Raw genomic sequence first — 13,400 nt, 5'->3', positions numbered from 1 at the left:
CTGATTATTTTGAAAATTAACCGAAATTTTCCTTAGCATCTGGTAAGATTTAATTAATATAATATTAAAACTTGTCCAAGAGAAAAGGAGAATGAGGTGAAGAGATGTCCGAAATTGCCATTTTGACCCCGCTTGATGCATTGATTGAAGTTTCATGTGAAGCAGCAAAAAAGACAGGAGAAGACGTCGCTGTAAAAAAAGTGAGCTTCAGAAATGCTATTGCAGCTGCTAAAGAATTTAAAAAATCCGGCACAGAAGTTATTATCAGCAGAGGAACAATGGGACTAAAGCTTAGCGAGGCCGACCTAGACATACCCGTTGTCCAGATCCCGATAACCGGATATGATCTGCTTCGAACGATTAAAAAAGCACAAAAATTAGGTCGTAGGATTGGAATAGCTGATACCCGGGATGTTCTTCAAGGAATAGAAACAATTGAATCAGTGCTGGACATTTCGATTGAAAAATATTGCGTTGTGGCCCCTGAAGAAGCCGAGGCAGCGGTAGAGAATCTCTGTAAAAAAGAAATAGATGTACTGATCGGCAAAAGTATTTTTACAAACAAAGTCAAAAATGATTCAGTCAAAACGGTTATCTTAACGACTGGAGTAGAGTCGGTCATCCAGGCGATTCATGAAGCCAGAAGCCTGATTGAGGTAAGACGGATTGAATTAAAACGAACTAAGGAGCTTCAGGCTATTCTTGATTTTATTGCAGATGGTGTTATTGCTGTAGATGAAGGTGGAATTATTACAGTCTGTAACCCGTCGGTATACAGTATACTGAATCTTCCATATGACTCAGTTATCGGTATGCAGATAGATGATATTCTCGTAAATTCCCAAATGAAAAAAGTGCTTTCTGCCGGGAAGGAAGAGTTAAACCGTATTCAGGATGCCAATGGTGTAAAAGTGGTGGCCAATCGAATCCCGATAAAGCATGAGCAAAAAGTGTTTGGGGCTGTTTGTACGTTTCAGGCGGTTCATCGACTTCAGCAGCAGGAGCAGGAAATCCGCAAAAAGCTTCTTCACCGCGGCCATGTAACGAAATATAGTCTTAATAATATTGTCGGGGAAAGTGAAATGTATCAAAAAGCGATTCAAAAAGTGAAGAAGTATTCACAAGTGGATTCTACCATTCTCCTTACGGGTGAAACGGGCGTGGGAAAAGAAGTGTTCGCCCATCTGATTCATAGATTCAGCAAGCGGTCAGAAGGGCCGTTTGTTGCAGTGAATTGTGCAGCTATCCCCGAAAACCTCCTTGAAAGCGAGTTATTCGGCTATGTCGATGGAGCTTTTACAGGAGCGAAAAAGGGAGGAAAAACTGGATTATTTGAATTGGCTCATCAGGGAACCATTTTTCTTGATGAGATCGGTGAATTGGCTGAATCTCTTCAGGCGCAGCTGCTAAGGGTTCTGCAGGAAGGGGAAGTAATGAGGCTTGGAGATGAAAGGGTGATCCCCATTAATATTCGGGTGGTCGCTGCTTCAAACCGCAACTTTGAAAAAATGGTTGAGGAAGGAAGTTTCAGGGCGGACTTGTATTATCGTCTTAATATCCTGGATATTCCGATTCCTTCACTTCGCGAACGAATTCCAGATATACCTTTATTATGTGATTTCTTCTTAAAAGAATTGGAACCGGGCATCCGGAGAGATTGTAAGGGTTTTACCGCAGATGCTATGAAAATCCTGCAAAGCTATGACTGGCCGGGGAATATCCGCCAGCTGAGGAACATTGTAGAACGGGCAATGATTCTTTCTCCTGAAAGTATGATCGATGCAGAAACAGTTTTAGCAGCGGGCGGGAAGGACTTTACCAGATTGAAAGAGCTGGAAAAGCACGCCAATATGGATGATTTAAATCAAGAAACGAAGCTTCACAATTATGAAAAGGAATATATTCTGAATGTGCTGAAGCAGGTGAACGGGAATAAAACGGAAGCGGCAAGGCTTTTGGGGATCGGCAGGACGACCCTATGGCGTAAAATTAATAGTTTGTGAGGAGGAGAAAAAATGAATGAAACCATGACACCGCCTCCGCTGGATGAAAATGCACTATCCAGATTAAGAAATATTTTCGGCGAAGACCGGCTTTTAACCAATGACACTGACATGATGACTTATTCCTATGATGCATCGTTTGAAACGCAGCTCCGTCCAAAAAATCCCCAGGCAGCTGTTATTGCGCTTTCTACAGAAGAGGTGAGTGAATGCGTCAAGCTGGCCAACGAATATCAAATTCCTGTGTATCCGAGGGGAGCTGCCACAGGGCAAACAGGCGGAGCCGTACCAGTAAAAGGCGGGATCATGCTAGATTTATCAAAAATGAACAGGATAATCGAAATCGATCACCGAAATATGCAGGCAATAATTGAGCCGGGAGTCATTCAAAATGATTTAAATGAGGCTTTAAAGCCTTATGGACTCAGGTTCCCTCCAGACCCGGGAAGCGCCAATATGTGCACAGTGGGAGGCATGGTCTCCAACAATTCAAGCGGTCTGAGAGCTGTTAAATATGGTGTCACCCGCCATTATGTCCTGGGAATGGAAGTTGTACTCCCCACCGGTGACATCATCGTAACCGGCGGCGCGAAATCAAAAGCGCTTAAATCGGTCTCCGGCTATGACCTTGCCCATTTAATGATCGGTTCAGAAGGCACGCTTGGCATTGTGACACGACTGCGCCTCAAATTATTGCCGCTTCCTGTTACAAGAGGAATAGTTCTATGCTCTTTTGAGAGATTGGAAGAAGCAGGAGAGGCTGTAAATGCTGTTTTTTCTTCTGGCCTGCAGCCATCAGCCATCGAAATTATGGATTTTAATTGCACAAAGGCGGTAAACATGATGAAGCCAGAGCTGAATCTGCCTTTGGACAATGAAGCGATTCTTGTGTTTGAAGTGGATGGTGCCAAGGAGGAAGTAACCTCTCAAGTCAACAGGCTCAGGACTGTGGTTGAAAAATATACGAATTATATAAAGTTCAGCGATGAGCCGGAAGAGTGTGAGAAGCTCTGGCAGGCAAGGAAGCTTGTTGGTGCAGCTGTCGGACTTTTGAAGCCGGGCGGTTTCCGGGTGTATGGCGGCGAAGACATCTGTGTCCCCATTTCTAAACTTCCTGAAACACTGCGGGAGATTCATAATATCGCGGGCCGTTATGGTATCATCTGTGGAATATACGGGCATGTTGGCGATGGGAATATGCATACTGGTCCAGTGGTCAATATGAACAATCAGCTGGAAATGGAAAATGTCGAGAAAATGATCGATGACATTCATGAACTCGCAATCAGGATGGAAGGAACCACAACGGCTGAACATGGTGTGGGAATTGTCCGTGCCAAATATATGGACGTTGAGCATGGAGCAGCCATGGAAGTTATGCGGGCTATAAAAAAGACGCTAGATCCAAATAACATTTTAAATCCGGGCAAAATGGCACTGCCTAACTAGGATGGAGGTGAATAGTGATTGAAATTACTGACAGCGGAAGAATCCATGAAAACCTGTGTACGCTGCGGTGCATGCCGCAATGTGTGTCCGACTTTGAACATTACAGGCAGGGAAGCAGATGGCCCCAGAGGCAGAGTATTAATGGCAAGAAGCCTGATTGAAGGGAACATCCCCGTAAATCAGGAAATAAAAGATCAGCTCGATCGATGCCTCTTGTGCTCAGCCTGTGTCGATGCCTGCCCTATTGATGTTCAGGTGCCTGATATCGTCATGCTTGCCAAGGAACGGATTGCAGCAGAGACTGAAACATCTGTTCAAACGGATATTAAAAAACCTGTCTATCCGGCACGTACATTTAAAGACTATTTTTTTGATCATGTTCTTGCCAATCAAAAAAGGCTCAATACTGTAGGCAATCTTCTATGGTTTTATCAAAAAAGCGGACTTCAGTCTGTTACCAGAGGACTCGGCATCCTGAAATTCTTCCCGGAGCAGATGAGGCAGATGGAAAGAATTACACCTCCCATTTTGCCGCCTTCAAGGCGGAAACACCATCCTGAGTATACACCAAGTGCTAATAAAGAAAAGGAACCAAGAGGCCGGGCAGCCTTTTTCCATGGCTGTATCATGGATGTCATGTTCAGAGAAACGAATGATAACTCTATTAAACTCCTATCTAAATCAGGCTTTGATGTCGTTACACCCAAAGCACAGGTATGTTGTGGAGCACTGCACCACCACAGCGGAAAAAAAGACAAGGCCATTGAGTTGGCTAAAGCGAACATACAGGCTTTTGAAGAAGCAAATGTGGATTATATCGTTACTAATGCCGGAGGGTGCGGAGCGGCTCTCGCGGAATATACCGATTTGTTCCGGGATGATCCCCGTTGGCTGGAACGGGCAAAAAGTTTCTCAGAAAAAATCAGGGATATCAGTGAGATCATTTATGAAAAAGGCGAAATGCCTGCAGCTGCCGGCAGGGGCGAACGGGTTACCTATCAGCCTTCATGTCACCTGCAATATGTCATGAAAGTAAAGGACGCTCCAGCTAAATTGGTGAAACAGGTTCCAAACTCAGAATATGTGGATCTCCCTGAAAAAAAATATTGCTGCGGCTCAGCCGGAATATATAATCTATTGCAGCCGAAACTAGCAAATGAAATTTTGGATAAGAAGATGACGAGAGTAAAAGAAACAGAGTCGGCTGTTTTAATTACTGCCAATCCTGGCTGTTTTCTGCAAATGAAACTGGGTGTTCATCGGGAAGGAATGGAAAAGCAAATCCAAACCCTGCATGTAGTCGACTATCTCATGGAATCTATTGAACGAGCTGAATCAGGATGTCAACCATAAATGTTCCATAGTGAAACAAAGGAATGTTCCCGCTGTTTCGTATCTGAACAAAAGTACAGCAAAGCATCACTGCCAAATAACCGAATGAATATTTTTCAAGAGTCGGGATGTCCCGTTTAATGCTTGTTTCGAAAAAAATTATTCTGTTATGAACTTTTTCTTCCCCTTCGGCACAAAAATTGCAATGAATTAAATGACAAAGATCAACTCAGGGAGGTGACGATATAGAAACCGAATCTGACTGAAGAAAAGGTAAAGAAGACTGTAAGTTTTTTTAGGAACTAAACAGGCGGATAATTAACAGAAATTTAAAATTTTTCTAAATATGGGGGGGGAAATTAACATGAAATTAAAGAGGATTACGTTTTTTTCAATTGTAATTGCATTGGTACTCTTTTTACAGGCATGTAATTCTTCACCTCAAGAAGCAAGCTCGGCAGGAAAAAGCGCAAGTAATTATCCTGAGCGGCAGATTGAAATTATTGTAGGGTTTGGTGCAGGCGGCGGCAGCGATAATTTTGCGAGAGCCATTGCCAAAGAGCTTAAAGATATTCTTGGTGTAAACATAAATGTGGTGAATATGCCTGGAGCTTCGGGAATCAATTCCTCAGACCATGTGGCCAGGCAGCCTGCTGATGGTTATACCATCTGGTCTGCAACATCCAACCATCCAGTAAATATTGCAGCAGGTATTGAGAAAAATGATTTAAGCAAATTAACTTCTATTGGAAGGGTTCAAAATGATACCATGACCCTTCAGGTAAAAAGTGATGGCAAGTTCAAAGACATTGATGATTTGATTGCAAAGGCGAAGGAAAATCCAGGCAAAATCACAATTGGCGGCACAGGTTCAGCCGGATTTGATGAGCTGGTTGTGAAGCAATTTGAAAAGGCTACTGACACCAAATTTAATTATATATCATTTGAAGGGTCCGGAGAGATGACTGCAGCACTGCTCGGCGGACATATCGATGTCATTGCAGAGGAACCTGGCCCATCGATTGCACAGCTGGAAAGCGGAGATATAAAAATGCTGATTGCATTCACTGAACAGAAAATGGAAGGATTTGAGGACGTGCCTATTTCAACTGAAATGGGGATAGATGTAACCGACGGACAAGGCAGGGGTTTTATGGTCCACGCAGATACACCGCCGGAAATCATTTCTGCTCTTGAAAAAGCCCTTGAAGAAGCGAAAAATCGTCCGGACTATAAAGAATATGAAAAAGCCAATTACTTGCACCTTAGGGAAGGCTGGCTAAACTCAGAAGACTATAATGCAGAATTTGAAAAGCTGATAGACACCTATGGTTCTCTATTAAAAGAAATGAATTAACATCCTGTCAAAAGGCAGAATGAGTGCTTTATGTACCTCAGCCGCAGAGAAAGCTACCAACTGCCCGACTTATAAAAAAATCTTAGGACTCTATATGAAACCAGTATCATGTATGAACCTTAACAATGTTGTAAGCGATTACAGAACGGCGGCACTATGCCATCAAATATCCTTGAAAAAGTTGAAGGAGACTTCACGGCAAGAGATTATCAATCTGCAGAAAAATATCTGGAAAATGGTTTAAAATGTGGTATGAATAAGATCCGCAACTAAAAAAGGGGAGCATCTCACTCGCCAAAATAGAAATGCTCTCCTATCATAAAAAATCGATTTTATTATAACATGACTTAAATTTGAAATGTATAGAAATGAAAAGCTGCCGGTCACTTCTGAGACATTAATTTAAATGGGGTGTTCTGAATGGGACCATTACAAGGAATGAAAGTGCTGGATGCATCGCAGATCATGGCAGGTCCATACTGTACAATGGTCCTTGCTGATCTCGGTGCAGAAGTCATGAAAGTGGAAAAGGCGAATGGCGGAGACGACTCCCGTCAAATGGGACCATATGTAAATGGCGAATCCACTTGCTTTTTTCAAATTAACCGAAATAAAAAAAGCATCGCACTAAATCTGAAAACCGAAGAAGGAAAAGAAGTATTTTACAAGCTCGCAAAGGAAGCAGATGTTGTGGTGGAGAATTATCGTCCGGGTGTAACCAAATCACTCGGCATTGATTATGAGAGTTTAAAGGATGTTAATCCTGGTTTAGTTTATTGTTCCATCTCAGGTTATGGTCAAACCGGGCCCTATTCACATAAAGGCGGATTCGATCTTGTGGCACAGGGGATGACGGGACTCATGAGCATGACCGGGGAAAAGGGAATGCGGCCTATGAAATCCGGCATTGCCGTTTATGATATTGGTGCAGGCATAACTGCAGCCTACTCCATTCTGGCTGCTTATATCCATAAGATGAAGACGGGAAAAGGCCAGCACGTTGATATTGCCCTCGCAGAAATCGGTCTTCCATGGTTTACGTGGGAAGCGGGGGCTTATTTTGCTGAAGGGACCATACCTGAAGCAACCGGCTGGCGCCACCGGGTGTCCGCTCCTTATCAGGCGGTAAAAACTAAATCAGGATATATGATGCTGGGCTGTGCTAACCAGAGAACGTGGGAAAGGTTTTGCAGAGATGTTGCCGATAGGCCTGACTGGATAAGCGACCCACGCTATAAAACCAATCTATTGAGAAGCAGGCATGTGAATGAACTGGAAGAAGATATTGAAGAAGTCCTGATGCAGCAGGATACGGAATATTGGATAGACTGCTGTGAGAAAGCCGGGGTGCCGGCAGGACCTATCAATAATTTTGCAGAAGCAGTTCAGGATCCGCATTATGAAGCTAGAGGAATGATAGAAGAAGTTGAACATCCAGTGATCGGGAAAATGAAAATGATTGGCATTCCCACGAAATTTTCTGAAACTCCCGGTGAGGTGAGAACACCTTCACCTCTATTCGGACAGGACACGGTTGATGTATTAACCAGCCTCGGGTATGATGAAAAATCCATCAGGCAATTAACCAAATCCGGAGCTGTCAGAACAATGGATAATGACCCTATCCTGAATAAAAAATAGCAGAAAGGTCGGCGTGATATGTCAAAAAATCTAGGAGCTTACAGCAGGGAAAAAATGTGCACTGAGCCGGTTTATCTGGAGGTTGAAGGAGAGGTTGCCTTTATTTGCTTTAACCGGCCGGAAAAAAGGAATGCTCTCAGTTATGATATTTGGTTGAAAATTCCGCAGCTTGTGGATGAATGTGATCGGAATCCTGATGTAAAAGTGATTATTTTTAAAGGAGCAGGTTCAGCTGCCTTCTCGGCAGGTGCAGATATCGGAGAATTCAAATCCCTAAGGTATACAGCAGAAGGGGCTGAAAAGTATAACAAAGCTACCATGATAGCGGAAAAAGCGATTATGGATGCTTCTAAGCCAACGCTTGCCATGATTCAGGGATACTGCGTTGGCGGGGGCTGTGAGATTGCCGTTGCCTGTGATTTTCGATTCTCTGATGAACAGGGCAAGTTCGGCATTACTCCAGCTAAGCTTGGCCTAGTATACAATACACCGGGAACCAAAAATGTTGTAGATCTTGTCGGACCGGCGAAAGCCAAAGATATTCTTTACACAGGAAGGCTCCTTGATGCGGATGAGGCACTCAGAATCGGACTTATTGATCGGATATACCCTGCAGAAACCTTAAAAGAGGAAACTCTCAAATATGCGGAGTTAATTTGCAAAAATGCCCAGCTGTCAGTACGCGGTTCCAAGAAAATTATTCACGAAGTGCTTGCCGGAGCAGTGGAGGATTCCCCTGAGACGGCCCAGATGGTCATCGACTCATTTATTTCAGAGGATTATAGAGAAGGAGTTCACTCCTTTTTGGAAAAGAGAAAACCTGATTTTAAATACTCTTAAGATATCCGGGAGGCTTATAGCCTCCTCTATAAAAATTTCAAGGGGGATAAGAGATGCAGCTGGAACGGAATCTTTCCATAATCATGGTCGTTTTTTCGTCTTTCTTTCTGGTCATGTCTCTGCAGGTGGAGAATAGGACAGGAAATATCATTTCAGCAGGAACCTGGCCTGCAGGCTTAATGATTCTGATGCTTATTTTATCAGTTGTCCTGCTGGTCCGGGCATTTAAGACGAAAAATATTCAGAATATACAGGAAAGTAAAGATGATGTACCTGAAGATGATGATGAAAAGCTGGTGTTTCCCAAAAAGTTTTTCTTCCTGTTTGCAGTACTTGCTGTTTATACCTTTATTCTTGGATATGTAGGTTTTATTATTGCGACAGTTCTCGGCATTTTTACCATGGCTCTTTTGTTTGGGATGAGAAGCTATATTCGGGCACTTCTAACCGGTATTCTGGCAACGGCCGGCTCCATTGTCCTTTTTCCCATCTTATTAAATCTGCCATTTCCGCGTGGAACGGGAATATTCTATGCATTTAGCTTGCTGTTTTATTAATAGCCAATCCAAAAAAAGAGGTGAACGGAATGATTGAAGGACTTATAGGCGGTTTTGGCAATCTTTTTCAGCCGTTTCATTTTTTCATTCTAATGGTCGGCGTCCTGCTTGGTTTCATTGGAGGAGGAATCCCCGGTATAAGCGGAACTATGCTGGTTATCATTTTACTCCCGGTCAGTTATGCCATGGATCCTGCCGCAGCATTTTTACTTTTGACCTCCATTTATGCAACATCAGTATTTTCAGGGTCCATCAGTGCCATTTTATTTAGAACTCCGGGAACCCCTGAAGCAGTTGCAACTGTTTTCGATGGTTACCCGATGGCCAAAAAAGGGGAAGGGGGAAAAGCCCTCGGCGTATCGATTTTCAGTTCAGCCACAGGAGGTGTGTTCGGTACACTTGTATTAATCTTTTTAACCCCTCTCCTTGCTTCTTTTGCTCTTAGATTTTCCTCGCCGGAATACTTTGCTTTGGCGCTAATGGGACTCACGGTTGTAGCTTCATTGAGTGCAGGGAATCTGGTTAAGGGTTTCATCGGTGTTTCCTTTGGTTTATTTATTGCCACCATTGGGATCGATACAATGACTGGTGTCCCAAGGTTTACGTTTGGTTCTGGACAGCTGATGTCAGGCATCGACTTTATTCCTGTTCTAATCGGTTTATTCGCCATTTCAGAGGTGCTGCGCCGTGTCCAGCAAGTCCACAAGGTAAATACGAAGCAAAAGGTCAGATCTGAACTGCCTGACTGGAATGTCATGAAGCGAATTTCCGGCGTTATTGGCCGGTCATCTCTGCTGGGTGTTTTTATCGGCATTCTTCCAGGAATTGGGGCAACGACTGCGGCGATGCTCAGCTATAGTGAAGCAGCCCGCTGGTCCAAAAAATCAAAAGAATTCGGCACAGGTATTCCAGAAGGCGTTGCTGCGCCGGAATCTGCCAATAACGCAGCGGCGATGGGTGCCATGGTTCCGCTGCTATCCTTGGGAATCCCGGGAAGCGCAACCACCGCGATTTTGCTCGGTGCCTTTATCCTGCATGGGATCCAGCCGGGGCCATTAATGTTTTCCACCCAGGGTTCTTTAATCTATACCATTTTGATGGGACTTCTGGTTGCCAATTTAATGATACTCCTTATTGCCAAACCGTTTATTTCAATCTTCTCTAAGATTTTGCTGGTACCATACACTATCATTGGACCACTCATTATTCTCTTTTGTATTGTGGGTACATTCGCTGTCCGCAACTCCATATTTGATGTGGCTATGATGCTTGTATTCGGAATCATCGGCTATTATCTGGAAAATGCCAAATTCCCGCTGGCACCGATTGTACTTGGCGTTGTGCTAGGTCCGATTGCAGAAGATCAGTTCAGAAGGGCCATGCAGATGTCAAACAATGATATTTCCATTTTCTTCACAAGACCAATTTCTTTAGCCTTCATTATCCTTTCAGTCATCAGTATTTTGTATCCTTTCGTTAATAAGTGGATTAGAAACCGCAGAAATCAGGGAGGCGGCACGGATCAGACCGTGGCTTCCTAAAAGGGGGAGGAAATGATATACAATTTTGAAGGAATGAAGCCGGACGTGCATGAATCTGTCTATTTAGCACCAAATACTTATGTCATCGGCAATGTAAAGCTGGAGGAGGATGTATCGATTTGGTTTAATTCTGTGCTGCGCGGTGACAATGATTCAATCAGAATCGGAAAAGGCAGCAATGTACAGGAAGGAACGATGATTCATGTAGATGAAGGCTACCCGGTTACCATTGGTCAGAATGTCACCATTGGCCATAAATGTGTGATCCACGGGTGTACCATTGAAGACGGGGCCCTGATCGGAATGGGGGCTATCATTCTGAATGGTGCCCATATAAAGGCAGGTGCCGTGATTGCAGCAGGAGCAGTCGTCGGCGAGAATAAAGTAATTGAGACTAACATGCTTGCAGCCGGCGTTCCTGCACGAACATTAAAGCCGGTAAAGGAAGAGCTTCAGGAACGAATTCTTGCAGGAGCCGAATTTTACCGAAAGAATGCTGTAAAGTTCCGCCGTGCCGGAATTCTCTAAGAACAGCCCCCTAAAACCTAGAGTCAGGAAAAAGATTGAGCTAAAGACAAAGGATTTCCGGCAGCTGCCGGGGAAGTCTATATTGTCTCTAGCTCTATTTTAATTCAAGGATAGAAGGAGGGTACAAAAATGAGTCATGAGAAATCAACAAATATCATATCACTTGATAAGATCAGCTGGAAAAGAAACGGGAAGCAGATCCTCGACAATGTTTCATGGAAAGTAAAGGAAGGAGAACATTGGGCGCTTTTAGGATTAAATGGATCAGGAAAAACAACCATCCTGCAAATGATAACCGGCTACCTATGGCCTAATGGCGGCCAGGTGTCCGTTTTAGGAAATCTTTATGGGAAAACAAATATCCCGGAGCTTCGAAAATCCATCGGCTGGGTAAGCACCTCGCTTGACGACAAGTTTCAATTTCGTCCATCCGATTCTGCCCTGGAAATTGTACTGAGCGGAAAATTTGCGTCAATTGGCCTCTATCAGGAAATAACGCAGCAGGATCTGGATCAGGCTAAGGACTTAATGAAGCAGTTCAATATTAGCCATGTTCAGGATCAAACTCTCTCATCCCTCTCACAGGGGGAGAAACGAAAAGCGATGATTGCAAGAGCCTTAATGGCTTCACCAAAGCTTTTGATTCTCGATGAACCATGTAATGGACTGGATATCTATTCAAAGGAAGAACTGCTGGGCTCAATTGAAAAAATGGCTGCACAGCCAGATGGTCCTACGATTCTATACGTTACCCATCATATCGAGGAGATTGTCCCTTCCATCACGCACACCATGCTGTTGAAGAATGGGAACGTCATCGCCCAAGGAAGTAAATGTAATACATTGACCGATCCGCTGCTTGAGGAAACATTTCGTGTACCAATCTCGGTAGATTGGGAAAACGGCCGTCCGTGGGTACGGATAAAATCTTCATCCAGGCTGGAAGAGCCTTTCATAATGGCAAATGATTGATTTTTGCCCAATTGTCCTTCATTATATGAAGATACCTTATACATACAAAATGGAGGAATGAAATTTGGTTCGTTTCGGTATAGTAGGCACTAACTGGATTACAGAAAGATTTTTAAAGGCAGCACTTCAGGCTGAAGATTTCCATTTGGCAGCTGTTTATTCCCGCACTGAGGAAAAAGCTAAAGAATTTGCAGGAAAATATGGTGTGGAGAAGACGTTTACTGATTTACAGACGATGGCTGCAAGCGGTGATATTGACGCTGTTTATATTGCAAGTCCGAATGCTCTGCATGCAGAGCAGGCGATTATTTTTATGAATAACCATGTTCATGTTCTATGTGAAAAGCCAATCGCTTCAAATACAAAGGAATTGCAGAGGATGATCAACGCTGCAAAAGAAAACAACGTTCTGCTCATGGAAGCACTTAAGTCTACCGTAATGCCTAATTTCTTGGCGGTAAAAGAAAACCTATCTAAAATCGGACAGGTTCGCAGGTATTTTGCAAACTATTGCCAGTACTCTTCAAGGTATGATGCCTACAGGCAGGGAACAGTGCTGAATGCATTCAAACCCGAATTTTCGAATGGTTCATTAATGGACATCGGAATTTACTGCATTTATCCGCTAGTGGCTTTATTCGGCAAACCGGAGGACATTAAAGCTTCAGGCTATAAACTGGACTCCGGGGTCGATGGGGAAGGAAGCATAGTTCTTAAATACCCTGATATGGATGCAGTGATCATGTTCAGTAAAATAACTGATTCCAGTCTCCCTTCCGAAATTCAAGGGGAAGAGGGAAATATTATTATTGATAGAATAAGCAATCCCGAAAAAGTTGAATTGTATTATCGGAACGGGGAAAGGGAGGACCTCACTCAGGAACAATTAAGTGATACGATGTATTATGAAGCAGTAGAATTCATAAACCTGATTAAGTCCGGGAAAACCGAATCGGAAGTGAACTCGTTTGCAAACTCCATGTCAACGATGGAGATTTTGGATGAAGCACGCAGACAAATCGGTGTGATTTATCCAGCTGATCAGAAATAAACGGAAAGAGGCTGGGACAAAACCCACCTCTGAAATGAAAAAGCCGGTGACATTTTACGACGAGTAAAATGTCACCGGCTTTGATTGTTTTTGAGAAAAATAAGGACCACTTCTGATACAATTAAGTTA

11 protein-coding genes are annotated in these 13,400 nt (G+C 43.4%); all 11 read left to right on the top strand.

Annotated features, from left to right (window positions below; translation table 11 throughout):
- Positions 1-104 precede the first annotated feature (104 nt).
- The 11 genes from M3205_RS17765 (at position 105) to M3205_RS17715 (ending at position 13,271) form a co-directional block, all read left to right on the top strand.
- The gene (locus tag M3205_RS17765) at positions 105-2,003 is read left to right on the top strand and encodes a sigma 54-interacting transcriptional regulator (protein WP_251171143.1); all 1,899 of its coding nucleotides are present in this window, start codon (positions 105-107) and stop codon (positions 2,001-2,003) included.
- Positions 2,004-2,015: 12 nt separating this feature from the next.
- Positions 2,016-3,452, top strand: coding sequence for an FAD-binding oxidoreductase (locus M3205_RS17760; protein WP_251171142.1), 1,437 nt, complete (start codon positions 2,016-2,018; stop codon positions 3,450-3,452).
- A gap of 18 nt (positions 3,453-3,470) precedes the next feature.
- Positions 3,471-4,805, top strand: a complete 1,335-nt coding sequence (locus M3205_RS17755) for a (Fe-S)-binding protein (protein ID WP_251171141.1) — start codon at positions 3,471-3,473, stop codon at positions 4,803-4,805.
- A gap of 343 nt (positions 4,806-5,148) precedes the next feature.
- Positions 5,149-6,141: a tripartite tricarboxylate transporter substrate binding protein gene (locus M3205_RS17750; RefSeq protein WP_251171140.1), complete on the top strand. Its 993-nt coding sequence runs from the start codon at positions 5,149-5,151 to the stop codon at positions 6,139-6,141.
- A gap of 420 nt (positions 6,142-6,561) precedes the next feature.
- Entirely contained in the window at positions 6,562-7,782 is a 1,221-nt protein-coding gene (locus M3205_RS17745; RefSeq protein WP_251171139.1) for a CaiB/BaiF CoA transferase family protein, read from the top strand.
- A gap of 18 nt (positions 7,783-7,800) precedes the next feature.
- The gene (locus M3205_RS17740; protein ID WP_251171138.1) at positions 7,801-8,622 is read left to right on the top strand and encodes an enoyl-CoA hydratase-related protein; all 822 of its coding nucleotides are present in this window, start codon (positions 7,801-7,803) and stop codon (positions 8,620-8,622) included.
- Between the two features lie 53 nt (positions 8,623-8,675).
- A complete protein-coding gene (locus M3205_RS17735; RefSeq protein ID WP_251171137.1) occupies positions 8,676-9,179 on the top strand; it encodes a tripartite tricarboxylate transporter TctB family protein in 504 nt (167 codons plus the stop codon).
- Between the two features lie 29 nt (positions 9,180-9,208).
- On the top strand, positions 9,209-10,720 hold the full coding sequence (locus M3205_RS17730) for a tripartite tricarboxylate transporter permease (protein ID WP_251171136.1): 1,512 nt from the start codon (positions 9,209-9,211) through the stop codon (positions 10,718-10,720).
- Between the two features lie 12 nt (positions 10,721-10,732).
- Positions 10,733-11,248 (top strand): gamma carbonic anhydrase family protein, encoded by a 516-nt coding sequence (locus M3205_RS17725; protein WP_251171135.1) that lies wholly within the window; start codon positions 10,733-10,735, stop codon positions 11,246-11,248.
- A 129-nt stretch (positions 11,249-11,377) separates the two neighbouring features.
- Positions 11,378-12,220, top strand: coding sequence for an ABC transporter ATP-binding protein (locus M3205_RS17720; RefSeq protein ID WP_251171134.1), 843 nt, complete (start codon positions 11,378-11,380; stop codon positions 12,218-12,220).
- Between the two features lie 64 nt (positions 12,221-12,284).
- Positions 12,285-13,271, top strand: a complete 987-nt coding sequence (locus M3205_RS17715; protein WP_251171133.1) for a Gfo/Idh/MocA family protein — start codon at positions 12,285-12,287, stop codon at positions 13,269-13,271.
- Positions 13,272-13,400: the final 129 nt, after the last annotated feature.

The organism is Cytobacillus firmus, from assembly GCF_023715565.1.
In the GTDB taxonomy this organism is placed as follows: Bacteria; Bacillota; Bacilli; order Bacillales; family Cytobacillaceae; genus Cytobacillus; species Cytobacillus firmus_C.
The sequence above is the reverse complement of the archived record's forward strand: the minus strand, read 5'-3'. Positions and strand labels throughout refer to the sequence as shown.